We start from the raw sequence: 26,001 nt of genomic DNA, 5'->3' as shown, positions 1-26,001 counted from the left end.
GGTCTTGGCGGGCAAAAAACAAGCCGAGGATTATACCCGAGCTATGACCTCACACGCCAGCTGAGGTCGGGTTTGATGCGGAAACATTCTGTTTTAAGAGGTCGCGCATCTGTTTTGCTATCTGAATTTGCTCTTCAGCCGATAATCCCGGCTGCCTTGCTCTCTTGATGAGGTCGTCGAGGGTCTGCGTGTGCTGACCCGCGGATAACCTAGTAATGGTGTCTAAAAACTGTTGTTCAAGGTTGTCGCCGTCAATTAGCCACTCCTTTTCCGCGAGCGCTTTCAACAAGCGGCCTTGCTCCGTGCCGTGCCAGCGAGCCATCAGCTGAATAGAGTTTAGCTTAGGATTTTTCTGCACGGCTTCGATCAGTGCGATCAGCACCTGCGCGTAGGTATTGCTCTCGTTGGCAAAATGCTCGGCACTTTCGACCTTTTCCGCCAATTGCGGGTGGTGAATGAGTGTGCGCAGGGCGATCAGCGTGGGGGCCTCTACGGCAACCGGCGTGCGCGGGGCGTAGGCCTCGTCGCGATCACCGCGCTTGCCGTTCTTGCTCCAGGGTTTCTTGTCCCATTTCTTGCCGCCGGCACCTGGCTTTTTTGGCGTCCATTCCTGCTGGGGTGCGTAGGCATCCTGCGGCTGGAAATCGGAATAGTCCGGCATGGCGTCGTAATCCATGCCTGGATCGTAGGCCGGTGGAGCATCCTGCGGCGCGCTGTGCACCAGCTGGCTGACGGCTTCGCCACTCAGGCCAGTGATTTCCAGCAAGCGCTGGCGCATCAGGGTGCGCAGGTTCGCGCCGGGCACCTTGTCGATCAGCGGCGCGGCGAGGGTGGCCATGTGTGCCTTGCCCTCGAGGGAGCGCGGGTCGGCTTCTTCGGTTAGTTGCTGGAAGAAGTAATCCGCCAGCGGCTGTGCATGTTGATTGATGCGCGCGCGGAATGCATCGGTGCCTTCGGAGCGCACCAGGGTGTCCGGGTCTTCGCCTTCGGGCAGGAACAGAAAGCGTGCGCGGCGCCCATCCTGCAGGCTCGTCAGCGTAGCTTCGAGGGCGCGCCAGGCAGCGTTGCGGCCGGCCTGGTCGCCGTCGAAACAGAACAAAACGCTCGGCACCACGCGGAACAGGCGCTTCATGTGTTCTTCGCTGGTGGCTGTGCCGAGGGTGGCTACCGCGTTGCGCAAGCCCTGTTGGGCGAGGGCGATCACATCCATATAGCCCTCAACCACAATGATTTCATCGAGGTTGCGGTTGTTCTTGCGCGCTTCGAACAGGCCGTAGAGTTCCTGGCCCTTGTGGAACACTGGGGTTTCCGGAGAGTTGAGGTACTTGGGCTTGTCGTCACCCAGCACTCGGCCACCGAACGCGATGATGCGGCCGCGGCTGTCGCGGATCGGGAACATCACACGGTCGCGGAAGCGGTCGTAGCGCTTGCCGGTCTCGGCGTTCTCCACCAGGAGGCCGGCGTCGATCATGGCTTTTTGCTGAAGCGTGTCGCTGCTCAGGTGTTTGTACAGGTTGTCCCAGCCGGGCGGGGCGAAACCGAGGCCGAAGTCGCGGGCGATTTCACCGGTAAGGCCGCGGCCCTTGAGGTAGTCGACGGCCGCCTTGCGCTGCGGATGGCTTTTGAGTGCCTGGCGATAAAAATCAGCCGCGGCGGTCAGCAGCGGGTACAACGGCGAGTCTGTGGGTTGCCGGGGTTTGTGCGGGCGTCCACTTTCTTCGCGGGGGATTTCCATGCCTGCGGCTTTTGCCAGTTCCTCGACGGCCTGGGGGAAGTCCAGGTTGTCGTGGTCCATGATGAAGCCGAGGGCATTGCCGCCCGCTCCGCAGCCGAAGCAGTAATAGAACTGCTTGTCGGGGCTTACGCTGAATGACGGGGTTTTTTCTTTATGAAACGGGCAGCAGGCGGTGTAGTTCTTGCCGGCTTTTTTCATTTGCAGGCGCGAGCTGACAACATCGACGATGTCGGTGCGGTTCAGAAGGTCGTCAATAAAGCTCTGGGGAATTAGCCCGGCCATGGCGTTCTCGTCATCACTGCGTGTAAATGAGGGCCCGTAAAAAGCTCAAGCGCACCTATCGAATGGCTCGACCATCAATCATCTGCTTGGGCTGTCTGGAAGTGTATCTGCCGAACATTTGCTGACGTTAGTTTCTATCAGTGTCCGGCGAAGAAAAGTTGCCCTGGAGTCCGGTCTCGGCCTATGGGCGGCCTCGGAAGCTCATCAATGGGCACAGCCGACACAGTTGATCGTCTGCTTGAAGAATAGGTGTGCTCGTCAGTAGCCTTGTTAGGCTCGTCAGAAGAGACGTGCACCGCTGGCAGAAAGCCAGTCCTGACGTGTGAAGCAGTTGTCTCGGTCGCGTGTGCGGCGTCGACGATGAAGCATCAAGCGATATCCGCAAATGCCAACAGCCCGGCTGAGGGCCGGGCTTGGCAGAAGCTTGCTACGAGCGTCTGTGTATTAGTACAGACGAACGGCGCGGCGCTGTTCGCGCTGAACTTTCTTAGCGTGACGCTTAACAGCGGCTGCTGCTTTACGCTTACGCTCAGAAGTTGGCTTCTCATAAAATTCGCGGCTACGAACTTCAGCCAGAACACCGGCTTTTTCGCAGGAGCGCTTGAAACGACGCAGAGCTACGTCGAAGGGTTCGTTCTCTTTTACTTTGACGGCTGGCATCCAGAGCTACCTTCTTTCATTACCGGGATCAACGTTCTCGTCGCAAAAAATTCGCGGCTGAGGTCGTCGGTTTTTAAGGGTTGCGGATGTTAACCCCTCATTGGCAGGAATGCAAAGCCTCTGATCGAAAACCGCTAGTCGGGAGGGGGAGTGGCGACTATTATGCGCGCCTTCGAATTTAGCCTCTACAAGGCGCAAACCCATGCTAGTACTGGGACTTGAAACCTCCTGCGACGAAACCGGTGTCGCACTTTACGACAGTGAACGCGGGCTTTTGGCCGATGCACTGTTCAGTCAGATCGACTTGCATCGCGCCTATGGTGGCGTGGTGCCGGAGCTGGCCAGTCGTGATCACGTCAAGCGCATGCTGCCGTTGATCCGCCAGGTGCTGGACGAGGCCGGTTGCGTGCCGACCGAGATCGATGCCATCGCCTACACCGCCGGCCCTGGATTGGTCGGAGCCCTGTTGGTTGGGGCTTCTTGCGCCCAGGCGCTGGCGTTTGCCTGGGGCATTCCAGCCTTGGGAGTACACCACATGGAGGGCCATTTACTGGCGCCCATGCTGGAAAAAACACCGCCGCAGTTCCCGTTCGTCGCTTTGTTGGTTTCGGGCGGCCATACGCAGTTGGTTCAGGTCGACGGGATCGGTCAATACACGTTGTTGGGCGAGTCTCTGGACGACGCTGCCGGCGAAGCCTTCGACAAAACCGCGAAGATGATGGGCCTCAATTATCCCGGTGGCCCGGAAATCGCGCGCCTCGCCGAAAAAGGCGTTGCCGGCCGCTTCACCTTCCCGCGCCCGATGTGCGATCGCCCTGGCCTGATGTTCAGCTTCAGCGGCCTGAAAACCTCCGCACTCAATACCTGGCAGCACAGCGTCAGCGCCGGGGACGACAGTGAGCAAGCCCGTTGCGACATCGCGCTGGCGTTCCAGCAGGCCGTGGTGGAGACTTTGACCATCAAGTGCAAGCGTGCCCTGAAACAAGCGGGTATGAAGCGCCTGGTGATCGCCGGCGGCGTCAGCGCCAATAAGGCCTTGCGTGCCTCGCTGGAAAAAATGCTCGGTGATATGAAGGGCGATGTGTTTTATGCGCGCCCGGAGTTCTGCACCGACAATGGCGCGATGATCGCCTATGCCGGATGCCAGCGCCTGCAAGCCGGGCAGCACGAAAGCCTGGCGATCAGCGTGCAGGCACGCTGGCCGATGGAGCAGTTGTCACCGTTATAGGTTCAACCTGAGCCGGGCTCATCAGGAGTATTTAAAAATGCCGTTCGCGCCCGGCAAACAGGTCGCGTAGATTGCCGCGGTGGCGCCAGACGATCAGCAGTGTCAGCACGCTCATCGGCAGCAGCGCCGCCGGTTCTTGCCAGGCCAGCAATGGCAGGGTGAGCGGTGTGGCGATCAGCGCCGCCAACGAGCTGGTGCGGGTCAGGTAGAACGTCAGCAGCCATGCGACAACGGCCAGTAACGCTGCCGGTGGGTAGATTCCCAGCAGCATGCCGGCCGCCGTGGCGACGCCTTTGCCACCGCGAAAGCGGAAGTACAGTGGAAACAGATGGCCCAGGACGGCGCACACGCCTACCCAGGCCTGCTGTTGCAGGGTAAGGCCGGCGAGGCTTGCGATCAGCACGGGCAAAAGGCCCTTGCACACGTCGCCCAGCAGCGTCAGCACAGCGAGTTTCTTGCCGGCCAGGCGCAACATGTTGGTGGCGCCGGCATTGCCGGAGCCACCCATTCGCGGGTCGGGGTTTCCCGTCAAGCGGCTGAGCACAATGGCGAAGGACAGCGAGCCGAGCAGGTAGGCGAGAATCGCCAGTGACCAAAACATGCTAACTATTCCGGGCGAGGACGCCCTGATTCTAACGGGGCATTGCGCCCTTGTCGTGCTGCGGAGAAGAGCGTGGACAGAGTGTTTATCGAAGGCCTGGAAGTCGACACCGTGATCGGGGCCTACGACTGGGAGCGTGGGATCCGTCAATGCCTGCGCCTGGACCTGAGCTTCGCCTGGGACAATCGCCCGGCCGCCGCCGGTGACGACCTGACCCTGGCGCTGGATTACGCCAGCGTATCCGCACGTATCCAGGCCTTTGCCGAGCAAACCCAATACCAATTGGTGGAAACTTTTGCCGAGCGCCTGGCCGAAGTGCTCATGAGTGAGTTCCAGATTCCCTGGCTGCACCTCAAACTGACCAAGCCCGGCGCCGTACCGGCTGCCAAGGGCGTGGGCGTGGAGATCGAGCGCGGATGTCGCTGACTCAGGTTTACCTTGGCCTCGGTAGCAATATCGAGCGCGAGGCCCATTTGTGCGCCGGCCTTGATGCGCTGGCGAACGTGCTGACCGATATGCGCTGCTCCGCGGTGTTCGAAAGCCAGCCGGTGGGCATCAAAAGTGGGCCGTTCTTCAATTTGGTGGTGTCGGCGTATACCGACCTGCCGTTGATGGAGTTGGACCGTCGTCTCAAGCTCATCGAAGCCGACAATGGTCGCTATGCGCCGGATCGCAAGGGTTTGCCGTTGGATATCGACGTGCTGCTGTACGGCGAAATGGTGGGCGATTTCGACGGTTTGGTCCTGCCCCGCGCAGAGATCCTGAAAAACGCCTTTGTGTTGTGGCCGCTGTCGATGATGGCGCCGGACCGTGTGCATCCTGGGGCAGGCAAGACCATGGCCGAGCTGTGGCGCGGCGCGGACATCGACCAAGTGCTGGCGCCTGTCGCGTTTGAGTGGCAGGGCCGGCAACTGACGCCGAGTGAGTTTGTGTAGGTCTTTCTAGGAAGCAAGTTCCTTATAGGTCTGCAATGCCTTGAGCCGCTCGCGCTTCAGGGCTTCTCCGAGCGCCGGGCCTTTGAAACCTTTCTCCAGCAACGGCGCCACCGCCACCTCCCGCGCTGCCTGCGCCGCGGCGCGCAAGTAGCCCGCCTGTGGATAACTGCGCTGTTCAAAGCCCTTGCGCCCGCGGGCGTCCATTTCACAGGCCACCACAAACTCTTCAAAGCGCTGCGGCCTTCGGTACACGTCAAAACTCTGCAGCAAATCCAGCAATGTCGAGGCTTTGAGTTCCAGGGCGCGGTGGCAGTGGGTGTGATATTGGCCCACCAGCAAGGCCAGTTCCTGACAATCCTTGGGTACCTTGAAGCGTTCGTTGACCGCCTTGATCAGCTTCAGCCCGCGATGCTCATGAGCAATGTGCTGCGGCAACTTATCCACAGGCGTCAGGCCCTTGCCCAAATCGTGCAGCAGGCAGGCCCAGCGTACGGTCAGCGGTTGTTTATGAAGGGCTGCCTGTTCGAGCACGCTCAAGGTGTGTATGCCGGTGTCGATCTCCGGGTGATGTGCCTCGGGTTGCGGTACGCCGAACAGCGCATCCACTTCCGGCATCAAGGTTTTCAGGGCGTTGCAGTCGCGCAGGACCTGGATAAACACCTGGGGTTGATCTTCCATCAATGCCCGGGAAATTTCCTTCCAGCTGCGCTCTGGCGTCAGTGCCTCCAGTTCCCCGGATTCGCTGAGCTGGCGCATCAGTTCGAGGGTTTCGGGGGCCACCGTAAAGCCCAAATGTGCATAGCGCGCAGCAAAGCGCGCAACGCGCAGCACTCGCAGGGGATCTTCGGCGAACGCGGGGGAAACGTGGCGCAGAATACGTGCTTGCAGGTCGCGTTGGCCGTGATAAGGGTCGGTCAGGTTGCCCTCATCGTCTTCGGCCATCGCGTTGATGGTCAGGTCGCGACGAATCAGGTCGTCTTCGAGTGTGACATCGGGGCTGGCGTGAAACACAAAGCCGCCGTAGCCCCGACCACTTTTGCGTTCGGTGCGGGCCAGGGCGTACTCGTCGCCGTTTTTCGGGTCCAGGAACACCGGGAAATCCGCGCCTACCGGCTTGAAGCCTTTGGCAAGCATCGCTTCAGCGGTCGCGCCAACGACCACGCGGTCCACATCGGTAACCGTGATGCCCAGCAAGCGATCACGCACGGCGCCGCCGACTTTGTAGATTTTCATGAAAAAGCCTCCATTAGCGGCACAGGATAACGCCTGTGCCTGACCAATGGAGGCTTTGCTGTTTCAGAGGTGAACGACGGCCAGGTCCAGGCGGCCATAGTCGTTGTCGTTATGATCGCTGCGCGGCGGGACATGGTGGGTCTTCATGACCTGGTCGCCCTGCAGGGTTTCCAGGTGGATATCAAAGCCCCACAGGCGGTGCAGGTGCTTGAGCACCTCTTCGGTGGATTCGCCCAAGGGTTTGCGGTCGTGCTGCTGATGACGCAGGGTCAGCGAGCGGTCGCCGCGCACATCAATGCTGTAGATCTGCACGTTGGGCTCACGGTTACCCAAGTTGTACTGCGCCGCCAGGGTTTCGCGAATGGTGCGGTAGCCGGGTTCATCGTGGATGGCCGGTACCACCAGGTCGTCCTTGAGGTCGTCGTCCAGGATGCTGAACAGCTTGAGATCGCGGATCACCTGGGGTGACAGGTATTGCAGGATAAAACTCTCGTCCTTGAAGCTGCTCATGGCAAATTTGAGGGTGGACAGCCAGTCGCTGCCGGCGATTTCCGGGAACCAGCGGCGGTCCTCTTCAGTGGGGTGTTCGCACATGCGCCGTATGTCGCGGTACATCGCAAAGCCCAGGGCGTAAGGGTTGATGCCGCTGTAGTACGGGCTGTCGAAGCCCGGCTGGTACACCACGCTGGTATGGGACGTGAGGAACTCCATCATGAAGCCGTCGGTGACCAGGCCCTCGTCATACAAGTCATTCATCAAGGTGTAATGCCAGAACGTTGCCCAGCCTTCGTTCATCACCTGGGTCTGGCGCTGTGGATAAAAATACTGGGCGATTTTGCGCACGATGCGCACGATCTCCCGTTGCCACGGTTCGAGCAACGGCGCGTGTTTTTCCAGAAAATACAGGATGTTTTCCTGTGGTTCGGCGGGGAAGCGCGCATTGTCCTTATCGCTGTTCTTGCCGGCGCGCTTGGGAATAGTGCGCCAGAGATCATTGATCTGCTTTTGCAGATGCTCTTCGCGCTCCTTCTGACGCAGGCGTTCTTCCTCGGCCGAAATCGGGTATGGGCGCTTGTAGCGGTCAACGCCGTAGTTCATCAAGGCATGGCAGGAGTCGAGCAGGTCTTCCACCGCGTCGATGCCGTGGCGCTCCTCGCACTGCATGATGTACTGCTTGGCAAATACCAGGTAATCGATGATCGAACTGGCATCTGTCCACGTGCGGAACAGGTAGTTGCCCTTGAAAAAACTGTTATGCCCATAGCAGGCGTGGGCCACTACCAGTGCCTGCATGCAGATGGTGTTTTCTTCCATCAGGTAGGCGATGCACGGGTCGGAGTTGATCACGATCTCGTACGCCAGGCCCATCTGGCCGCGACTGTAGGACTTTTCGGTGCTGAGGAAGTGTTTGCCGTAGGACCAATGGTGATAGCCCAGCGGCATGCCCACCGAGGCGTATGCGTCCATCATCTGCTCGGCAGTGATCACTTCGATCTGGTTGGGGTAAGTATCCAGGGCATAACCCGCCGCAATGCGGCTGATTTCCCGGTCATAGGCCTGGATCAGCTCAAAGGTCCATTCGGACCCGGTGGAAATGGGTTGGCGCTTAGTCTCTTTTTTGGCGGTCATGTCACTAACCTGCGCTGGAAGAGTTCACGGAAGACCGGGTAGATATCGCCGGCCGAGACCAGTTGCTGTTGGGCAAACGTATCGGCAAAAGCTTCGCCGATGCGCTCGTATTCGAACCACAGGGCTTGGTGCTCACGGGGGGTAATTTCAACGTAGGTGTAATACTGCACGAACGGCATGATCTGGTTGATCAGGATGTCGCGGCAGATCGGTGAGTCGTCATTCCAGTTGTCGCCGTCGGAGGCTTGGGCGGCGTAAATGTTCCACTCGTTGGCGGGGTAGCGTTCGGCCATGATCTCCTGCATCAGCTTCAATGCGCTGGACACAATGGTGCCGCCGGTTTCCCGCGAGTAAAAAAACTCCTCTTCGTCCACTTCCCGGGCGCTGGTGTGATGTCGGATGAACACCACGTCGATCTTGTCGTAGTTCCGCTTGAGGAACAGGTACAGCAGGATGAAAAAGCGCTTGGCGATGTCCTTGGTGGCCTGGGTCATGGAGCCGGACACGTCCATCAGACAGAACATCACCGCCTTGGAGCTGGGGTTGGGCTGTTTGACCAGCAGGTTGTATTTAAGGTCAAAGGTGTCGAGGAACGGCACACGATGAATGCGTGCGCTGAGTTTCTCTATTTCCGCTTCTATTTCCTGGATATCGCCGAAGTTGTCCGGCTCTTCACGCTTGAGGCGCGCCAGCTCTTCCTTGGCTTGCTTCAATTTGGCGCGGCTGCTGCCCGACAGGGCGATACGCCGCGCATGGGCCGAGCGCAGGGTGCGGATGATGTTGATGCGCGAGGGGTTGCCCTCGTTGCTGATGCCGGCGCGCACGGTCTTGAAGGTGTCGGTGCCGGTCAGGTTGCGTTTGACCAGGTTGGGTAATTCCAGGTCTTCGAACATGAATTCGAGGAATTCTTCCTGGGTGATCTGGAATACAAACTCATCCATGCCTTCGCCGGAGTTACCGGCCTTGCCCGGGCCTTTGCCGCCACCACCACCCTGGGGGCGCTGGATATGTTCGCCGGTAGTGAACTCCTTGTTGCCTGGGTGTACGACGGTCTGTTTCCCGCCCCGGCCATGGTGCAGCACCGGTTCGTCGATATCGCGACCGGGAATGCTGATCTGTTCGCCATGTTCCATGTCGGTGATGGAACGGCGGCTGACGGCTTCTTCAACCGCCTTTTTGATGTGGTCACGGTAACGCCGCAGGAAACGCTGACGGTTTACCGTGCTCTTGTTCTTGCCATTGAGGCGTCGGTCGATCACATAGCTCATGCGGAGCCCTCCGGGCAGCTTCACGTTACAAGCTTCCAGCCGCGAGCTGGAAGCTTAAGGACAAGCGGTCAGTTGCCAGGCCATAGGCCTGGCATTGCGCGCTTGCCGCTGCCTTATTGCGATTTGCGCACCCGCAGATACCACTCGGAGAGCAGTCGTACCTGTTTGTCGGTGTAGCCGCGTTCGACCATTCGTGTGACGAAGTCGTTGTGTTTTTGCTGATCCTCCTTGCTGGCCTTGGCATTGAAGCTGATGACTGGCAGCAGGTCTTCGGTGTTGGAGAACATTTTCTTCTCGATGACCACCCGCAGTTTTTCGTAGCTGAGCCAGGTCGGGTTCTTACCGTTGTTATTGGCCCGGGCGCGCAGCACGAAGTTGACGATTTCGTTGCGGAAATCCTTCGGATTGCTGATGCCGGCCGGTTTCTCGATTTTTTCCAGCTCTTCGTTGAGGGCTACGCGATTGAGGATCTCGCCGGTTTCCGGGTCGCGGTATTCCTGGTCCTGGATCCAGAAGTCGGCGTACAGCACGTAGCGGTCGAAGATGTTCTGGCCATACTCGCTGTAGGACTCCAGGTAGGCGGTCTGGATTTCCTTGCCGATGAACTCGATGTAGCGCGGCGCCAGGTATTCCTTGAGGAAGCGCAGATAGCGCTCGCGGGTCTCGGCCTGGAATTGCTCCTGTTCGATCTGTTGTTCCAGCACGTAGAGCAGGTGCACCGGGTTGGCGGCAATTTCATGCGGGTCGAAGTTGAAGACCTTGGACAGGATCTTGAACGCAAAGCGCGTCGACAGCCCGTTCATGCCCTCGTCCACGCCCGCGGTGTCGCGGTATTCCTGGATCGACTTGGCCTTGGGGTCGGTGTCCTTGAGGTTTTCGCCGTCATACACGCGCATCTTGGAGTAGATGTTCGAGTTTTCGGGCTCCTTGAGGCGCGACAGCACCGTGAACTGGGCGAGCATCTTCAGGGTGTCGGGCGCGCAATGGGCCTTGGCCAGGGAGCTGTTGAACAGCAGCTTGTCGTAGATCTTGATCTCGTCGCTCACTCGCAGGCAGTACGGCACCTTGACGATGTAGATCCGGTCGATGAACGCTTCGTTGTTCTTGTTATTGCGGAAGGTGTGCCATTCCGATTCGTTGGAGTGGGCCAGCAGGATCCCGGTGAATGGAATCGCGCCCAGGCCTTCGGTGCTGTTGTAGTTGCCTTCCTGTGTCGCTGTGAGCAGTGGGTGCAGCACCTTGATCGGCGCCTTGAACATTTCCACGAACTCCATCAGGCCCTGGTTGGCCCGGCACAGCGCGCCCGAGTAGCTATAAGCGTCGGCGTCGTTCTGTGGGAATTCTTCGAGTTTGCGGATATCGACCTTACCTACCAGCGCCGAAATATCCTGGTTGTTCTCATCCCCCGGCTCGGTCTTGGCCACGCCGATCTGGTTAAGGATCGACGGGTAGAGTTTCACCACGCGGAATTGGCTGATATCACCGCCGAACTCGGCCAGGCGCTTGGTGGCCCAAGGCGACATGATGGTGTTGAGATAGCGCCGTGGGATGCCGAAGTCTTCTTCGAGGATCGCGCCATCTTCCGTGGCGTTGAACAGGCCCAGGGGCGACTCGAACACCGGCGAGCCCTTGATGGCATAGAAGGGCACTTTCTCGATCAATTGCTTGAGCTTTTCGGCCAGGGACGACTTACCGCCGCCGACAGGGCCGAGCAGGTAGAGGATTTGCTTCTTCTCTTCCAGGCCTTGGGCGGCGTGGCGGAAGTAGGAGACGATCTGGTCGATGCATTCTTCCATTCCGTGGAAGTCTTCAAAGGCCGGGTAGCGGCGGATCACCTTGTTGGAAAAGATTCGCGACAGGCGCGAATTGTTCGAGGTGTCTATCAGTTGCGGTTCGCCAATCGCCAGCAACAGGCGTTCGGCGGCGGATGCGTACGTGCTGCGGTCCTGTTTGCACAGTTCGAGATACTCTTGAAGCGTGAGTTCCTCCTGCTGTGTGGACGCGAAGCGTTGTTGGAAGTGGCTAAAGATACTCATGACGTCGTCACCTCGCTCGATACGTGGAGCCGACGCCGGATCAATCAGTCGATGCTGGCAGTCATTGACCTACGCCAATGACTGTTTTCCCCCCAGAACACCCTAAACGCTACCGATGACCCGCACGCCGGTGTACCGGCTCTCCCCTGATTCGGATGGCCTGCGCTTAAGGATAGTTCGGAATCGGGGAGGTCAAGGCGCGATACGCAATTAGTTTGGCTGCGCCGTTCGTCAGAAACGGCGCTAGCCCAAGCGTCACGCGGGGTAGCGGGGTGTGAAAAAAATTATTGCGAATCGCCGGAGGAAATTTCCGCAGGATAGGTCGCACGCCACAACTCAAAACCGCCGTCCAGGCTGTAGACGTCGGAGAAGCCCTGGCTGACGAGGTAAGCGGCTGCGCTTTGGCTGGAATTACCGTGGTAACAGGCCACGATCAGCGGTGCATCGAGGTCGGCGGCGCGGATGAAATCGGCGATGTTGATGTTGTCCAGATGGTGGGCGCCGGTGATGTGAGCGGCCGCATAGGTCGGCTGGTCACGGATGTCGACGACCACTGCGCCTTGCTCGCGCAGGGCCTGGGCGTGTTCTGGGGGGATACGTTTGAATTCGCTCATGGCGGGCTCCTAAGGCTTGGCTGCGGCCAGCTGTGTGGAAAGGCGGGGTTCGCACCGGCAGGTGTGAAACTCGCCGGTATCGATGTTCATCAGGGTCATGGCGCCGCCCCATACGCAGCCGGTGTCCAGGGCGAACACGCCGGGCTCGTCGCACTTACCTTCCAGCGCCGCCCAGTGGCCGAAGATGATCTTCGTGTCACGGGTCTTGCGCTCCTTGTGGGCGAACCATGGCTTGTAGCCGGGCAGGGCGGTGTCGGCACCTTCTTTGCTCTTGAGGTCCAGCTTGCCGTCGGCGGTGCAGAAACGCATGCGCGTGAAGTAATTGGTGATCACCCGCAGGCGCGCCACGCCGGTGAGGTCGTTGTCCCATTTCACCGGCTCGTTGCCATACATGCCGTCGAGGAAGGCGGTATACAGGCTGTCATCGGCCAAGGCATGTTCGACTTCGGCGGCGCACTTGAGGGCTTTCTTCAGCGTCCACTGTGGCGGGATGCCGGCATGGACCAAGGCCATATTGCGGCCGTCGTCGTAGTGCATGATTTTTTGCCGGCGCAGCCAGTCGAGCAGCTCGGCACGATCAGGTGCTTCAAGGATTTCGCGCAGGGTATCGCCTTTTTTCAGGCGTTCGATGTTATTGCCGGCCGCCAGCAGGTGCAGGTCGTGGTTGCCGAGTACGCACACCAGTGCATCGCGCAGGCTATATAAGTAGCGCAGGGTTGCCAGGGACTCGGGGCCACGATTGACCAGGTCGCCCACCAACCACAGCCGATCATTCGCCGGGTCGAAGGCCACGCGCTCAAGCAGGCACTTGAGCGGCTCCAGGCAGCCTTGCAGATCGCCGACCGCGTACGTCGCCATCAGTGCAGGGCTCCCGGCACGGCAAGGCGAAAAGGCTTGATGATGGCATCGAACAGCTTTCCATCGGTGGCTTTCATTTGATACGAACCCTGCATGGTGCCGACCTTGGAGGTCATGACCGTGCCGCTGCTGTAGGTGTGGCTGGCCCCGGCGTCGATCAACGGTTGCTGGCCGACAACGCCCGCGCCGCGCACTTCCTCGACCTGGCCATCACCGTCGGTGATCACCCAGTGGCGCGACAGCAGCTTGGCCGGCACCAGCCCGTTGTTCTTCACCGTGATGGTGTAGGCAAAGGCGAAACGGTTGTGTTCAGGTTGCGATTGGTCCGCCAGGAAGCGGGTGACGACGCTGACGTCGATCTGGTAGCGAGGATCGGACATGCAAGAGGCCTTAAAAGCAAAAGCGGAGGACAGCAGATGCGGATCAGTCTAGGCCAAGAGGCGGGCACTAGGCCAGACATGCTGTCTGGTATGACGCAGTTCAAATGTGGGAGGGGCGCACCGCCCCTCCCACATTTATATCGCGTAGCCCTTACGCCTTATTCCGCGGTTGGAGCAGGCTGGATGGCGAGCTGGTCGGCCAGGCGCACGAAGGCGGCCAGGTCCAGTTGCTCGGGACGCAGGCTGCCGTCCACGCCGGCGGCTTCGATTTCAGCGTTGCTCAGCAAGGCCTTGAGCGTATTGCGCAAGGTTTTGCGGCGCTGGTTGAACGCCTCGCGCACCACGCGCTCCAGCAATTTGTGATCCTTGGCCGGGTGCGGCAGCACGGCGTGCGGCACCAGGCGTACGATGGCCGAGTCGACCTTCGGCGGCGGGTTGAACGCGCCAGGGCCTACGTTGAACAGGTGTTCGACGCGGCAGTGGTACTGAACCATGATCGACAAGCGGCCCCAATCACCACCGCCCGGGCCGGCGGCCATGCGCTCCACCACTTCCTTTTGCAACATGAAGTGCATGTCGCGGATGATCCCGGCGTTGTTCAGCAGGTGAAAAATCAGCGGCGTGGAGATGTTGTACGGCAGGTTGCCCACCACGCGCAGGCTGTTGGGCGCGGCGTTGAGGGTGTTGAAGTCGAACTTCAGCGCATCGCCCTGATGCAGATTGAAGTTGGATTTGCCGGCGAACTGCTGGTTGAGGATCGGGATCAGGTCCTTGTCCAGTTCAACCACGTCCAACTGGCCACCGCTGGCGAGCAGACCTTGGGTCAGTGCGCCCTGGCCCGGGCCGATTTCCAGCAGACGGTCTTCTGGCTTGGCATGGATTGAGCGCAGGATGCGGTCGATCACGCCGGCGTCGTGCAGGAAGTTTTGCCCGAAGCGCTTGCGCGCCCGGTGTTGGTAATGCTCGGTCATATACGGGTCTCGGCCATCTGATAGGCGGTTTCCAGGGCCACGTGCAGGCTGCCGGTATCGATCTTGCCGCTGCCCGCCAGGTCCAGGGCAGTGCCATGGTCGACGGAGGTACGGATGATCGGCAGGCCCAGTGTCACGTTGACGGCGGCGCCGAAGCCTTTGTATTTCAGCACCGGCAGCCCCTGGTCATGGTACATCGCCAGCACTGCGTCGCAGTGCTCCAGATATTTGGGGGTAAACAGAGTGTCCGCCGGCAGTGGGCCGCGCAGGTCCATGCCTTCTTGGCGCAGACGCTCCAGGGTTGGTTCAATGATGTCGATTTCTTCATGGCCCAAATGGCCGCCTTCACCGGCATGCGGGTTGAGCCCGCAGACCAGGATGCGCGGTTGGGCGATGCCGAATTTGTGTTGCAGGTCGGCATGCAGGATGCGCGTGACACGCTCCAGGCGCTCGACGGTAATGGCATCCGCAATTTCGCGCAGTGGCAAATGCGTGGTCACCAGGGCGACTCGCAGGCCACGCGTGGCGAGCATCATGACGACTTGAGCGGTGTGGGTCAGTTCGGCAAGGAATTCGGTGTGGCCGGAAAAGGCGATACCGGATTCGTTGATCACGCCCTTGTGGACGGGTGCGGTGATCATGCCGGCGAAGTCGCCGTCGAGGCAGCCTTGCCCCGCGCGAGTCAGGGTTTGCAGTACAAACGCTGCGTTGGCCTTGTCCAGTTGCCCGGCAACTACCTTGGCTTGCAGTGGGGTGTCCCACACATACAGGCTGCCGGCTGGGGCAGGCACGTCGGGCCAGTTGCCTGGCGCTGCATCCAGCAGAGTGATAGCCACACCCAGTTGCGCGGCCCGCTCAAGGAGCAGGTCGCGGCTGGTAATGGCGATCAGGGGATGTGGCTGGGCTTGCGAGGCGAGCAGCAGGCACAGGTCTGGACCTATGCCGGCCGGCTCGCCGGGTGTTACCGCGAAACGCTGTGGTTTCACGGAGTTGCCTGGCTGGCGCCTGTTTGCTCGGCGCCTGGCAGCTTGTTCTCTACGTAGGCTTCGTCACGGATCTGACGCAACCAGGTCTGCAGCTCTTCATCGTATTTGCGGTTGCGCAGTACGTTCAGTGCCTGTTGCTCGCGGGCCTGGCTGGTGTTGTCGGTGGCGCGACGGCCAAGGACTTCCAGGACATGCCAACCGTATTGAGTCTTGAACGGCTTGGACAGTACGCCTTGCGGGGTATCGGCCATCACCTGCTGGAATTCCGGCACCAGCGCTTTCGGGTCGATCCAGTTCAGGTCGCCGCCGTTGAGGGCCGAACCCGGGTCTTCCGAGAAGCTCTTGGCCAGAGTGGCGAAGTCTTCACCGCTTTGGATGCGGTCATAGATCTTCTGAGCCAGTTCCTTGGTTTGCGCTTCGGTGCGGATTTCGCTTGGTTTGACCAGGATATGACGCACATGCACTTCGTCTTTCAACGAGGTCTCGCCACCGCGACGTTCCAGCAGCTTCAGGATGATGAAACCACCAGGGGTGCGGGCCGGCTGGGTGATGCCGCCGACTTCCATGGCGCTCAGCTCGCGGTCGAACGGAGGGGGCAGTTGAGCGGCTTTACGCCAGCCCATGTCACCGCCTTCAAGGGCGTTGTCGCTGCCGGACTGGGCGATTGCCATCTGGGCGAAATCAGCACCGGCCTTCAGGCGTTCATAGATAGCCTGGGTCTTGGCGGCGGCGGCATTGAGCTGCTCGGAGTTCGCACTGTCCGGGGTCGGAATCAGGATATTGGCCAGGTGCAGTTCTTCGGAAAGCTGCATCTTGCCCAGGTCCGATGCCAGGAAATTCTTGACCTCCTGCTCGGACACCTGAACCCGCTCGGCCACACGGCGTTGGCGCACACGGCTGATGATCATCTCGCGGCGGATCTGGTCACGGGCGTCTTCATACGAAAGACCGTCGTGGGCCAGGGCCGCGCGGAACTGATCGATGCTCATGTTGTTGCGCTGGGCAATGGTGCCGACTGCCTGGTTCAGCTCTTCGTCCGAAATACGGATGCCGGAACGATCACCGATCTGCAGTTGCAGGTTTTCGACGATCAGGCGTTCCAGCACCTGTTGGTCCAGGACGCTGGTAGGCGGCACGCCACCGCCACGCTTGGCGATGGTTTGCTGAACTTCCTTGACGCGTTGGTCCAGTTGGCTCTGCATGATCACGTCGTTATCGACGATGGCCACCACTTTATCCAGCTGTTGAACCGCAGCGTGTGCCGATGCGGCCCCCAGGAACAGCGCGCCCAGTACGAGCGGGCGCAGACAATCAGAAAGCTTGGTCTTCACGTTCACGATAACCTTCAATGCCTTTGTCGAGGAAGCTCTCTACCTTGGCGCCGGTCAGGCCGCCGAGTCCTTTGAGGACGATTTGCAGGAAGAGCCCGTGGTCACCCTTTTCGTTGAGCGGGGCGATCTGGCTGTATTCGTCGTTGGAAACCCAGTAACGGTTGATGACGCGCAGTTTCCAGCAGCAGTTGTCGTACTCGAAACCACCGAAGGCTTCCAGCGTACGGTTGCGAGCGTAGTCATACTGCCAGCGGGTGATCAGGTTCCACTGCGGAATGATCGGCCACATCATCGAGAAGTCGTGTTGTTGGATTTTGTAGTAATCCTTCACGTAGTTCGCGTCGCCTGGCTGGCCGTAGTCGCCACCGAACTGCCATTTGCCGGTCAGCTGGTTGTAGACGACCTGGTCGTTACGATAGCGATAACCAACGTTGATGATCTTGTTCGGGTTGTCTTCCGGCTGGTAGTGAAGCATTGCGCTGCCGGAGCGAGGGCTGTGCTCCTCGGTGTCCCAGTTGTAGTCGGCAGTGGCGCGCCAGTCGCGGTTGAAGCGGAACTCGTAGTCCAGTGCAACCGGCGATACGTCTGACTGTGCGTCGTCACGGTCGGCAGCCAGGATGCCCGGCAGTTGGACTTCACGATCCTTGAAGTACACCGCCTGGCCTACGGATACGCGTTGACGCTCGAAGCCGTTGTCTTCGATCCAGCGACTGGTCACGCCCAGGGACAGCTTGTTCTCGTCGCCGATACGGTCGGAACCACTGAAGCGGTTGTCACGGAACAGCGATGCGTAGCTGAACGAGTACTCGCTGGTGTCGAAGACGGGAATATCCGCCTGGTCCTTGTTCGGTACGTACAGGTAGAACGCACGCGGCTCAAGGGTCTGGCGATAGTCTTTGCCGAACCAGTTGGTATTGCGATCGAAGTACAGGCCGCTGTCGACACTGGCCACCGGAACCGCGCGGTCCTGGGAGCTTTTGAAGGTGCCACCCGCGTACGGATTGGCCGGGGTTGCTGCAGCTTGTTCAGCAACGATCTGGTTCTTGCCGATGCTGTCCAGGTCCAGGTCGTACTTGGTGTAGACGTACTTGAGCTTCGGGGTGACGAAACCGTAGGTCCAGTTCATCGGGTATTCGACGGCCGGGGCTACGTTCAGGCGTGTGCCGTTGGCGCGGGTCAGGCCGCGTACAAAGGTATCCAGGCGAGGGCTTATCAAGCCATCCTGGTCTCTGAAGGTGCCGTTCTCCAGGTCGCGTTCGAAGCGGACCGCTTCGGTCTCGTAGCTGAAGTTCAAACCGCCCGGATGGTACGGCAGGGTCCCGTTGAAGGTGATCTGCGGCAGGCGGTTATACGGGGTAACCTGGGAAATCGTCGCCAACTGGTAGGCCTGAAGGTTCAGGCGTGCCTGGAAGGTGTCACCGCGATAAGCCACGGAGCCCTGCTGGTTGACGTAGTCGCGGCTCACAACGCCTTCCTGGTTGGACTTCAGGTCCTGGAAGAAGTAAGGGTCGCTGATCTGGGTGTAGTCAACCTGGGTCAGTACGCGCGAATCCAGCCCGCCCTTGTGCTGCCAATTGAGCATGTAGCGGGTTTTTTCGTAGTCGGTCTGCAGCTTGCGCTCGTCGTTGTCGTCGTTCAGGTACGCGCCGCCGAACTGGCCTTCGCTGGACTTGGTGAGGTAGCGGAACTCGCCTTCCATCATCATGCCGCGCTTGGTCATGTATTGCGGGTACAACGTGGCGTCGTAGTTCGGCGCCAGGTTGAAGTAGTACGGCGTAAGCAGGGTGAAGCCGGTTTCGCCACCGGTGCTGAAGCTCGGCGGCAGGAAGCCGGATTGACGACGATCGTCGATCGGGAAATAGATGTAAGGGGTGTACAGGATCGGGATGTTCTTGATCCGCAACGTCGCGTTGGTGGCCGTACCGAAACCGGTGGCGGGGTTCAACGTGATGTTGTTGCCGCGCAGTTGCCAGGCATTGCTGTCTGGTTCGCACGTGGTGTACGTACCGTCCTTGAGACGGATGATCGCGTTTTCGGCGCGCTTGGCGTACAGCGCGTTACCGCGGATGCGCGACTTGTGCAGCACGTATTCGGCGTTGTCGATCTGAGCGGCACCGGTGTCCAGCTGAACCTCGGCGTGGTCGCCGACGATCAAGGCACCCTTGTCGCGCAAACGCACGTTGCCGTTCAGTTCGCCGCGGCTTTCCGCCTGGTACAGGCTGGCCTCTTCAGATTCCAGCTGCATGCTGCCCTGGCGCATGACGACGTCACCGGCCAGGGTTGCGACTTGCTGTTCCTGCTCGTAACGAGAGGCCTTGGCACCGATGAAGGTGGGCGCATCGCTCTTGTCCGTCTTGTCGTTCATGCCAGGACGAGTCGGCTCGATGTACGCACCGCCGCAATAAGGACCGGTTTCGGCCAGTTGGGCCGCGGTCAACTTTTCGCGAGGCACCCAGTCCAAGTGGCTGTAGTCGGCGCTGCGCGAACGCAGGCCGCGGCCCTTGGATTCGGTGACCAGTGCGGTCTTGGGCTCGGCCGCGGCACTGCCACCAGCCTCGGCCTGCGCCGTGCTGTTGGCCGAGCTGACGGCTGCGCCGTCATGCACCGGGCGCGGTGGCAACGGGCTGGCGGCGGTTTTCGGCGCGCAATCCCAGGCACCCGAAGCAGAGACTGAGCAGTCATACTGTTCCGCGGCGACCACGAATGAGGTGGCGAAGGGTTGCAAGGCCAGCAGACTGCCGGTTACCAGCAACGGAAATTTTCTACGAAACGCGGGGGATTTCAATGCCATCTTATTAGTCCGGGCTTCCTGCGTGCCATCTGCCCGCGGTTTGGGCCGCACGCCTCTCGATGGTCTGAAAAAGATGCGTGATAATAAAGCATGCCCCGCTTGACGGCTAGCGCCGTCGGAGACCCTTGTAATGCCCGAGCAAGATCTACGTTTACAACAGCTGGAAGTCTGGCTGGAAGAGCAGTTGCCGATCCTTTTCAACGCTCAGGACTGGGGCCCCGTACCCCCGGCCACATTGACCGCGGCCAGCAGCGACGCGAGTTTCAGGCGTTATTTTCGCTGGGAGGGGGGAGGCCGGACGCTGGTGGTGATGGACGCGCCGCCCCCCAGGAAAACTGCAAACCTTTCGTCGATATCGCGTATTTACTGGCGACATCGGGCATAAATGTTCCAAAAATTTATGCGGAAGATTTGCCGCGCGGCTTTCTTTTGCTCAATGACCTGGGCACAAAAACCTATCTGGACGTGATCGACGAGCAAAACGCCGACGCATTATTCGCCGACGCCATCGACGCGCTGCTGGCGTTCCAGCGCTTGCCGATGGAGGCGCCGCTGCCCAGTTATGACGTTGCTTTGCTGCGCCGTGAACTGGAGCTCTTCCCGGAGTGGTACGTGCGCCGCCATCTGGGTATCGAGTTGGATACACAACAGCAGGCTCTGTGGCAACGCGCCAGCGACCACCTGATCGAGAGCGCCCTGGCGCAGCCCAAGGTGCTGGTGCACCGCGACTACATGCCGCGCAACCTGATGATCAGCGAGCCTAACCCGGGCGTGCTGGACTTCCAGGACGCGGTCTACGGCCCGGTTACCTACGACATCACCTGCCTGTTCAAGGACGCTTTCCTCAGTTGGCCCAAGGCGCGTGTGCGTGAATGGCAGTGCGGTTATTGGGAGCGTGCGGCGGAACTGGGGATCCCGGTGCAGCCGGATTTCGAGGACTTCCTGCGTGCCAGCGACCTGATGGGTGTGCAGCGCCACCTCAAGGTCATCGGTATCTTCGCGCGCATTTGCCATCGCGACGGCAAGCCGCGCTACCTGGCTGACGTACCGCGCTTCTTTGCTTATATAGAAGCGGTGCTCGCCGATCGCCCGGAACTGAGCGAATTGGCCGAGCTGTTGACCAGCCTGCGTCAACCCGCAAAGGCCGTTGTATGAAGGCCATGATCCTGGCCGCCGGCAAAGGCGAGCGGATGCGTCCGCTCACGTTGCACACGCCCAAGCCGTTGGTGCAGGCCGGTGGCAAGCGCTTGATCGAATATCACCTGGAGGCGCTAACCAAGGCCGGTTTCACCGATATCGTGATCAACCACGCCTGGCTCGGCCAACAGATCGAAAGTTATTTGGGGGATGGCGCGCAGTTTGGCCTGCGCATCCGTTATTCCCCGGAGGGCGAGCCGCTGGAAACCGGCGGTGGGATTTTCCGGGCCTTGCCACTGCTGGGAGACGCGCCGTTCCTGGTGGTCAATGGCGATATCTGGACTGATTACGACTTTACCCGGCTCAGGCAACCGCTCCAGGGCCTGGCGCACCTGGTGATGGTCGACAACCCGGCGCATCACCCCTCAGGCGGGGATTTCTATCTCGATCAGGGTTTGCTTCATGATGCCGCGCCCGGTGCCGATAACCTGACCTTCAGTGGCATTTCAGTGCTTGACCCCAAGTTGTTCGAGGGTTGCAGCGCGGGTGCCTTCAAGCTGGCACCGCTGCTGCGGGCGGCGATGGCCAAGGGTCTGGTAACGGGGGAACACATGGCGGGACGCTGGATTGATGTCGGCACGCTGGAGCGCCTGGCGCAAGTCGAAACCCTGCTGACAGCGGGGCAGTAGCATGTTGTGGCCAGGGACGCTGATCGGCGCCGGGGCTGGCTTTGCCATTGCCAGTATTCCGGGGGCTTTGTTGGGTGCGTTGCTAGGGCAGGCGCTGGATCGCCGCCTGCAACTGCACAGTTGGGCACAGCTGCGCGAGCGCCTGGGCGGGCGTCCCGCGTTGCGTAACGACGAATTGCTGTTTGTGTTGCTGGGGCGCCTGGCCAAAAGCAACGGGCGCGTGGTGGATGGGCATATTCAGCAGGCGCGCCAGGAAATGCGCTCGCTGGACATGACCGACTCGGCCCAGCGCCGTGCAATCGCAGCCTTCAACCGTGGCAAATCCGGCTCCGACCGGGTGCGCCGCTATCTGCGCGTGCTTAAGGCCCAGCCCCACGCGGCCGAAGGCGTGCTGCGTGCGTGCTGGCGAATGGTCTGGGCGGACGGCAGGGCGGATGACGCTGAACGCGACCTGATCGACCAATGGGGTAAATGGTTGGGCTGGACACCGCAACAACTCCAGGCCCTGGCGGCGGACTACACGCCTGAACGCAAGCCGCTGGTCAATCGCAACGGCACGTATCAGGAGGCGTTGCGCTTGCTTGGCGTAACCGCCACCGCTGAACCGTCGGTAATCAAGCGCGCCTATCGCCGCCTGCTCAGTCGTCACCACCCGGACAAGGTTGCCGGCAGTGGCGCCACCCCTGCGCAAGTGCGTGAGGCCACCGAGCGCACCCGCGACCTGCACAATGCCTATGCGTTGATTCGCGAGCGGCGGGATTTTCGCTAGCCCCAGGGATAACCACAATCCCATGTGGGAGGGAGCAAGCCCACATGGATTTTGCGTTGTTCTTCAGTCCGCATCGGCCTGTGGGCTCAACCACCCACGTACTCGCCGGTACAACTGTTCTTGCTCGGCAGCGCTGTTGCCGGGCAGGGTCTTCAAGGTCACTTGCTTATAGCCATCATTCTTCAAGCGTTTGGCGGCCTGGGCCCGCGCCAGTGCGTTTTTGCGGGATTGAGCGGTGTCTTGGTAGAACACGTCAGCGGTCGGCAACTTCAGGCCGGGGGCCAGTTGTTGCACGTCCGGATGGCGGCCATTGGGCGTTTGCGCCGCGACCATCACGAACCTCTGCACCTGGGACGGTTGTTTCTCGCTCAGGTAACGCGCGGCCCACCAGGCGCCCGTGCCATGGCCGAGCAGCACCACGCTACGTGCGCTTTGGGTTTGGGCGAAGGCCACGGCGGCGTCGATGCGGTCGAAGATACGCGACGCGTCGGTCTTGTCCTGCTCATCGGCGCCCGCCACCACCGCCGGGTCGGTGCCTTCGGCCTCGGCGCTGGCGGCTTGTTCGATCGGTTTGTCGGCGGTGCTGGCTTCCTTGCTGCTGGTGTCGACCGTGGCGTTGGGCGCTTCCGCGGCGCGTGGCGGCAGGGTGTCGACGCTTACGTCCGGCAGCGACAAGCTGAGGCTGCCCCAATTGGCGTCCGGCAATTTGCGCCGCAATGGGCCGATTGCTTGAGGCCAATCAGCATTTTCACCGCGCCCCGGTACGATAATCACCACGCCTTCGGGTTCGGAGCTGTTGGCGGGTTTCCACAGGGCGAGGAAGGAGTCGCTGCCGGCCTGCAACTGCTGTTGTTCCTGTTGCGGCAGGGTGCGCTCCAGCGAACTGGCCTCTTGCTGGCTGCGCTCGGGCAAGGGTTGGCGCTCGACGGGTTTTTCGGCGGGCGGCGGTGTGTCGGCGGCGTGTACAGAAAAGGCGCTGGTAAATAGCAGCGACAGGCACAATGCTGGCAGTGCCGAACGGTGGAGAAAGAGCATCGTTAATTCCCGGCCAGAAGAGATTCCAGCAGCCTAATGGGTTGGTCAGTATTTGTCAGTGATGTGAGACGTGGATCATGGGTTTTCGCTGTCTGCTGGTTATCGGCTGTTTGTGCATTGCCTTTATGGCCAACGCCGCCCCCACGCCTGTCGTCCCGCAGGCACAGCTCAACGCGCAGCAGCGCGAATGGCTGGCCGCGCACCCGGAGCTGCGGGTAGGTGTGGTGCTGCAGGCGCCTTACGCGCAATACGACCGGCGGCTGCAACGCTTGTCCGGCGCCAATGTGGAACTGATGCAATGGCTGGCCAAGACGCTGAACATTGACCTGGTGTGGCGCAACTTTCCCAGTCAGGAGCAGTTGGAAGCCGCCGTGCGCGACGATGAAGTCGACATCGCCCCAGGCCTGCAACAGACCCCGGCCGGGTTGCGCCTGTGGTTGTTCACCGACCCCTATATGCGTGTGCCCCAACACATCGTCGGCATCCGGGAGGGCGGTGGCGCCGTTGAGCTGGAAAAACTCGATGGGCAGTCTCGCGTCGCCGTGCGCATGCCCAGCGCCGTGGCCGATTATCTGCGCGGTACTTACCCAGGCCTCAACCTGCAAGGTGTGCCCATGGAGCGCCAGGCCCTGCAATTGCTGGTCAGCGAGCAGGCGCGCTACGCCATCGTCGATGAAGCGCAACTGAGTCGCTTGTCCGGCGAAGCGGAGTTCGCCGGGTTGGCGGTGGTAGGGGATATCGGCTTGCCGCAGTTGCTGCGCGTGGCCACTCGACGCGACTGGCCGCAGTTGGCCGGCATTATGGAAAGCGCGCTGCGCGCCATCCCTGCCCGAGACCTGGACCAGCTGCACAATCGTTGGCTGCAGCCCAAATACCCGCGTTTATCCGAATCCAAAGGCTTTTGGCAAAACCTCTGCCTGTTGCTGGGGCTGTTGTTGCTCGCCAGCCTGGCGGTGGTGTTCTGGCAACGCCGCCAGCAACGCGCGCTGGAACACGACCTATTGGCCGCGCGCGAAGAAAGCGCCGCGCGCGCCGCCGGTGCGCAAGCGTTGCGCCTGACGCAATTTTCTATCGACCAAAGCACCGTCGGCATCCTGTGGGTCAACTGGGACAGCCATGTGCGCTACGCCAACCGCGCCGCCGAAAGCATGCTCGGCTACGACCCCGGCGCGCTGATCGAGCGGCCGCTGGTCGATCTCGACCCCACGCTGGACATGGACCGCTGGCTCAACCTATGGAAGCGCGCGCGCGCCAGCGAAGAGGGGCCGCAGAATTTTGCCACCGATTGCCTGCGCGCCGACGGCAGCATCCTGCCGGCCAACGTGTCCTTGAGCTTCTTGCGGTTTGCCGAGGCCGAGTACCTTGTGGTTTACCTCAACGACGTCACCGAACTGCGCCGTACCCTGGCCGCGTTGCTGCAAAGCGAAGCGCAACTGCGCGAATTGTCCGCGCACCTGGAAACCGTGCGCGAAGAAGAGAAGGCGCGCATTGCCCGCGAAGTGCACGACGAACTCGGGCAGATGCTCACGGTGCTCAAGCTGGAAACGTCCATGTGCGAGCTGGCCTATGCGCAACTGGACCCCGGCCTGCACGAGCGCTTGAACAGCATGAAACGCCTGATCGCTCAGTTGTTCCAGCTAGTGCGGGACGTAGCCACCGCCCTGCGCCCGCCGATTCTCGATGCCGGGATTGCGTCTGCCATCGAGTGGCAAGCCCGCCGCTTTGAAGCGCGTACGCACATTCCCTGCCTGGTGCAGGTGCCGGATAACCTGCCGGCCCTGAGCGACGCCAAGGCCATAGGCCTGTTTCGTATCCTGCAGGAGGCGCTGACCAATGTGATGCGCCATGCCCAGGCGCATACTGTGGAGCTGACGTTGGCGATGGACGGCAGCGATTTGCGCTTGACCATCAGCGACGACGGCGTTGGCTTCGTCCAGCCTGAAGGCCGCGCGGTCTCGTTTGGCCTGGTCGGCATGCGCGAGCGGGTGCTGATCATGGGTGGGCAATTAAGCCTGCACAGTGAGTTGGGGGAGGGCACCACCCTGAGCGTGATGGTGCCGCTGGATGCCAAACAATAAGAGGAAACCCCTGTGATCCGCGTACTGGTAGCCGAAGACCACACCATTGTTCGTGAAGGCATCAAGCAACTGATCGGCCTGGCCAAAGACCTGCTGGTGGTAGGCGAGGCGAGCAATGGCGAACAGTTGCTGGAGACCTTGCGCCACGTGTCCTGCGAGGTGGTCCTGCTGGACATTTCGATGCCTGGCGTCAACGGCCTGGAGGCGATTGCGCGGATTCGCGCGTTGAGCAACCCGCCGGCGATCCTGGTGCTGTCGATGCACGACGAAGCGCAGATGGCAGCCCGCGCCTTGAAGGTGGGCGCCGCCGGCTATGCAACCAAGGACAGTGACCCGGCGTTGCTGCTCACCGCTATTCGCAAGGTGGCCGCCGGCGGGCGCTATATCGACCCGGACCTGGCCGACCGCATGGTCTTTGAAGTCGGCCTCACCGACGCCAGGCCGCTGCATGCGTTGCTGTCGGAGCGCGAGTTCTCGGTGTTCGAGCGCCTGGCCCAAGGCGCCAACGTTAACGATATCGCCCAGCAACTGGCGCTGAGCAGCAAAACCATCAGTACCCACAAAGCGCGCTTGATGCAAAAGCTCAACATCACCTCCCTGGCTGAACTGGTGAAGTACGCCATGGAACACAAACTTCTGTGACGACATGCCTGTTTGCGACGCCCCTTAACCCGTACTGAAGCCATTCCCGGCGCGTGCGGCCGTGACACTGTTCCATCCCCGCCATTGATGTAGGGCGATCCCTACCCCCAGCC

General features: G+C 60.7%; 22 protein-coding genes and 1 pseudogene. 8 read left to right on the top strand and 15 right to left on the bottom strand.

All coding sequences use genetic code 11. From position 1 onward, the window contains the following. Nucleotides 1-49: 49 nt before the first annotated feature. On the bottom strand, nt 50-2,017 hold the full coding sequence (gene dnaG / locus AB4O25_RS15980; RefSeq protein WP_135196589.1) for a DNA primase: 1,968 nt from the start codon (nt 2,015-2,017) through the stop codon (nt 50-52). A 444-nt stretch (nt 2,018-2,461) separates the two neighbouring features. Then, entirely contained in the window at nt 2,462-2,677 is a 216-nt protein-coding gene (rpsU, locus tag AB4O25_RS15975; RefSeq protein WP_002551877.1) for a 30S ribosomal protein S21, read from the bottom strand. A gap of 202 nt (nt 2,678-2,879) precedes the next feature. Here rpsU and tsaD point away from each other — a divergent pair, with 202 nt between their 5' ends. Next, nucleotides 2,880-3,905 carry a tRNA (adenosine(37)-N6)-threonylcarbamoyltransferase complex transferase subunit TsaD gene (gene tsaD / locus AB4O25_RS15970; protein ID WP_017530798.1) on the top strand — a complete coding sequence of 342 codons (1,026 nt, stop codon included), beginning with the start codon at nt 2,880-2,882 and terminating at the stop codon, nt 3,903-3,905. A 31-nt stretch (nt 3,906-3,936) separates the two neighbouring features. Here tsaD and plsY read toward each other — a convergent pair whose 3' ends face one another. Continuing rightward, a complete protein-coding gene (plsY, locus tag AB4O25_RS15965) occupies nt 3,937-4,506 on the bottom strand; it encodes a glycerol-3-phosphate 1-O-acyltransferase PlsY (protein WP_017530799.1) in 570 nt (189 codons plus the stop codon). Between the two features lie 72 nt (nt 4,507-4,578). Between plsY and folB the strand changes: the two genes are divergently transcribed. Together folB and folK are read left to right on the top strand one after the other, a co-directional pair. Then, nucleotides 4,579-4,932 (top strand): dihydroneopterin aldolase, encoded by a 354-nt coding sequence (gene folB / locus AB4O25_RS15960; protein ID WP_017530800.1) that lies wholly within the window; start codon nt 4,579-4,581, stop codon nt 4,930-4,932. Further along, complete coding sequence (gene folK, locus AB4O25_RS15955) at nt 4,923-5,441, top strand: 2-amino-4-hydroxy-6-hydroxymethyldihydropteridine diphosphokinase (RefSeq protein ID WP_460149758.1); 519 nt, start codon at nt 4,923-4,925, stop codon at nt 5,439-5,441. Before folB ends, folK begins: the two co-directional genes overlap by 10 nt. Before the next feature lie 6 nt (nt 5,442-5,447). Here folK and AB4O25_RS15950 read toward each other — a convergent pair whose 3' ends face one another. The 11 genes from AB4O25_RS15950 to AB4O25_RS15900 all read right to left on the bottom strand — a co-directional run bounded on the left by AB4O25_RS15950 (nt 5,448) and on the right by AB4O25_RS15900 (nt 19,538). Then, nucleotides 5,448-6,674, bottom strand: a complete 1,227-nt coding sequence (locus tag AB4O25_RS15950; protein ID WP_017530802.1) for a multifunctional CCA addition/repair protein — start codon at nt 6,672-6,674, stop codon at nt 5,448-5,450. A gap of 63 nt (nt 6,675-6,737) precedes the next feature. Next, complete coding sequence (locus tag AB4O25_RS15945) at nt 6,738-8,303, bottom strand: SpoVR family protein (RefSeq protein WP_017530803.1); 1,566 nt, start codon at nt 8,301-8,303, stop codon at nt 6,738-6,740. Then, complete coding sequence (locus AB4O25_RS15940) at nt 8,300-9,571, bottom strand: YeaH/YhbH family protein (protein WP_003194735.1); 1,272 nt, start codon at nt 9,569-9,571, stop codon at nt 8,300-8,302. Before AB4O25_RS15940 ends, AB4O25_RS15945 begins: the two co-directional genes overlap by 4 nt. Before the next feature lie 113 nt (nt 9,572-9,684). Further along, the gene (locus AB4O25_RS15935) at nt 9,685-11,607 is read right to left on the bottom strand and encodes a PrkA family serine protein kinase (protein ID WP_003176479.1); all 1,923 of its coding nucleotides are present in this window, start codon (nt 11,605-11,607) and stop codon (nt 9,685-9,687) included. A gap of 284 nt (nt 11,608-11,891) precedes the next feature. Continuing rightward, nucleotides 11,892-12,221, bottom strand: coding sequence for a thiosulfate sulfurtransferase GlpE (gene glpE, locus AB4O25_RS15930; RefSeq protein ID WP_017530804.1), 330 nt, complete (start codon nt 12,219-12,221; stop codon nt 11,892-11,894). Nucleotides 12,222-12,230: 9 nt separating this feature from the next. Next, on the bottom strand, nt 12,231-13,079 hold the full coding sequence (locus AB4O25_RS15925; protein WP_017530805.1) for a symmetrical bis(5'-nucleosyl)-tetraphosphatase: 849 nt from the start codon (nt 13,077-13,079) through the stop codon (nt 12,231-12,233). After that, nucleotides 13,079-13,459 (bottom strand): Co2+/Mg2+ efflux protein ApaG, encoded by a 381-nt coding sequence (gene apaG / locus AB4O25_RS15920; protein WP_017530806.1) that lies wholly within the window; start codon nt 13,457-13,459, stop codon nt 13,079-13,081. Before apaG ends, AB4O25_RS15925 begins: the two co-directional genes overlap by 1 nt. Nucleotides 13,460-13,617: 158 nt before the next feature. Next, nucleotides 13,618-14,430 carry a 16S rRNA (adenine(1518)-N(6)/adenine(1519)-N(6))-dimethyltransferase RsmA gene (gene rsmA / locus AB4O25_RS15915; protein WP_017530807.1) on the bottom strand — a complete coding sequence of 271 codons (813 nt, stop codon included), beginning with the start codon at nt 14,428-14,430 and terminating at the stop codon, nt 13,618-13,620. Continuing rightward, complete coding sequence (pdxA, locus tag AB4O25_RS15910) at nt 14,427-15,416, bottom strand: 4-hydroxythreonine-4-phosphate dehydrogenase PdxA (protein ID WP_065879382.1); 990 nt, start codon at nt 15,414-15,416, stop codon at nt 14,427-14,429. The genes rsmA and pdxA overlap by 4 nt, the downstream gene beginning before the upstream one ends. Next, complete coding sequence (locus AB4O25_RS15905; protein WP_017530809.1) at nt 15,413-16,753, bottom strand: peptidylprolyl isomerase; 1,341 nt, start codon at nt 16,751-16,753, stop codon at nt 15,413-15,415. Before AB4O25_RS15905 ends, pdxA begins: the two co-directional genes overlap by 4 nt. Then, nucleotides 16,728-19,538, bottom strand: coding sequence for an LPS-assembly protein LptD (locus tag AB4O25_RS15900; protein WP_460149757.1), 2,811 nt, complete (start codon nt 19,536-19,538; stop codon nt 16,728-16,730). The genes AB4O25_RS15905 and AB4O25_RS15900 overlap by 26 nt, the downstream gene beginning before the upstream one ends. A gap of 130 nt (nt 19,539-19,668) precedes the next feature. On the opposite strand from AB4O25_RS15900, the pseudogene AB4O25_RS15895 reads away from it, so the two are divergent. The 3 genes and pseudogenes from AB4O25_RS15895 (at nt 19,669) to AB4O25_RS15885 (ending at nt 22,133) form a co-directional block, all read left to right on the top strand. Continuing rightward, nucleotides 19,669-20,693 (top strand): annotated as a pseudogene (locus AB4O25_RS15895) (aminoglycoside phosphotransferase family protein). Continuing rightward, on the top strand, nt 20,690-21,364 hold the full coding sequence (murU, locus tag AB4O25_RS15890) for an N-acetylmuramate alpha-1-phosphate uridylyltransferase MurU (protein WP_017530812.1): 675 nt from the start codon (nt 20,690-20,692) through the stop codon (nt 21,362-21,364). The pseudogene AB4O25_RS15895 and the gene murU overlap by 4 nt, the downstream one beginning before the upstream one ends. Nucleotide 21,365: 1 nt before the next feature. Further along, a complete protein-coding gene (locus AB4O25_RS15885) occupies nt 21,366-22,133 on the top strand; it encodes a TerB family tellurite resistance protein (protein WP_017530813.1) in 768 nt (255 codons plus the stop codon). 63 nt (nt 22,134-22,196) lie between these two features. On the opposite strand, the gene AB4O25_RS15880 is transcribed toward AB4O25_RS15885, so the two are convergent. Continuing rightward, nucleotides 22,197-23,168, bottom strand: a complete 972-nt coding sequence (locus AB4O25_RS15880) for an alpha/beta hydrolase family protein (protein ID WP_017530814.1) — start codon at nt 23,166-23,168, stop codon at nt 22,197-22,199. A 77-nt stretch (nt 23,169-23,245) separates the two neighbouring features. Here AB4O25_RS15880 and AB4O25_RS15875 point away from each other — a divergent pair, with 77 nt between their 5' ends. Beyond that, the gene (locus AB4O25_RS15875; RefSeq protein WP_135196594.1) at nt 23,246-25,246 is read left to right on the top strand and encodes a PAS domain-containing sensor histidine kinase; all 2,001 of its coding nucleotides are present in this window, start codon (nt 23,246-23,248) and stop codon (nt 25,244-25,246) included. A 12-nt stretch (nt 25,247-25,258) separates the two neighbouring features. Beyond that, a complete protein-coding gene (locus AB4O25_RS15870; protein WP_017530816.1) occupies nt 25,259-25,888 on the top strand; it encodes a response regulator in 630 nt (209 codons plus the stop codon). The last annotated feature ends 113 nt before the right edge of the window (nt 25,889-26,001 follow it).

The sequence above is a fragment of the Pseudomonas sp. S3_A03 genome (assembly GCF_054668275.1).
The sequence above is the reverse complement of the archived record's forward strand: the minus strand, read 5'-3'. Positions and strand labels throughout refer to the sequence as shown.

Excerpts from the sequence above, each read along its gene's own strand:
- dnaG (WP_135196589.1), bottom strand. The coding sequence starts at position 2,017 with ATGGCCGGGCTAATTCCCCAGAGCTTTATTGACGACCTTCTGAACCGC.
- rpsU (WP_002551877.1), bottom strand. The coding sequence starts at position 2,677 with ATGCCAGCCGTCAAAGTAAAAGAGAACGAACCCTTCGACGTAGCTCTG.
- tsaD (WP_017530798.1), top strand. The coding sequence starts at position 2,880 with ATGCTAGTACTGGGACTTGAAACCTCCTGCGACGAAACCGGTGTCGCA.
- plsY (WP_017530799.1), bottom strand. The coding sequence starts at position 4,506 with ATGTTTTGGTCACTGGCGATTCTCGCCTACCTGCTCGGCTCGCTGTCC.
- folK (WP_460149758.1), top strand. The coding sequence starts at position 4,923 with ATGTCGCTGACTCAGGTTTACCTTGGCCTCGGTAGCAATATCGAGCGC.
- AB4O25_RS15950 (WP_017530802.1), bottom strand. The coding sequence starts at position 6,674 with ATGAAAATCTACAAAGTCGGCGGCGCCGTGCGTGATCGCTTGCTGGGC.
- AB4O25_RS15945 (WP_017530803.1), bottom strand. The coding sequence starts at position 8,303 with ATGACCGCCAAAAAAGAGACTAAGCGCCAACCCATTTCCACCGGGTCC.
- AB4O25_RS15940 (WP_003194735.1), bottom strand. The coding sequence starts at position 9,571 with ATGAGCTATGTGATCGACCGACGCCTCAATGGCAAGAACAAGAGCACG.
- AB4O25_RS15935 (WP_003176479.1), bottom strand. The coding sequence starts at position 11,607 with ATGAGTATCTTTAGCCACTTCCAACAACGCTTCGCGTCCACACAGCAG.
- glpE (WP_017530804.1), bottom strand. The coding sequence starts at position 12,221 with ATGAGCGAATTCAAACGTATCCCCCCAGAACACGCCCAGGCCCTGCGC.
- AB4O25_RS15925 (WP_017530805.1), bottom strand. The coding sequence starts at position 13,079 with ATGGCGACGTACGCGGTCGGCGATCTGCAAGGCTGCCTGGAGCCGCTC.
- apaG (WP_017530806.1), bottom strand. The coding sequence starts at position 13,459 with ATGTCCGATCCTCGCTACCAGATCGACGTCAGCGTCGTCACCCGCTTC.
- rsmA (WP_017530807.1), bottom strand. The coding sequence starts at position 14,430 with ATGACCGAGCATTACCAACACCGGGCGCGCAAGCGCTTCGGGCAAAAC.
- AB4O25_RS15900 (WP_460149757.1), bottom strand. The coding sequence starts at position 19,538 with ATGGCATTGAAATCCCCCGCGTTTCGTAGAAAATTTCCGTTGCTGGTA.
- murU (WP_017530812.1), top strand. The coding sequence starts at position 20,690 with ATGAAGGCCATGATCCTGGCCGCCGGCAAAGGCGAGCGGATGCGTCCG.
- AB4O25_RS15885 (WP_017530813.1), top strand. The coding sequence starts at position 21,366 with ATGTTGTGGCCAGGGACGCTGATCGGCGCCGGGGCTGGCTTTGCCATT.
- AB4O25_RS15880 (WP_017530814.1), bottom strand. The coding sequence starts at position 23,168 with ATGCTCTTTCTCCACCGTTCGGCACTGCCAGCATTGTGCCTGTCGCTG.
- AB4O25_RS15875 (WP_135196594.1), top strand. The coding sequence starts at position 23,246 with ATGGGTTTTCGCTGTCTGCTGGTTATCGGCTGTTTGTGCATTGCCTTT.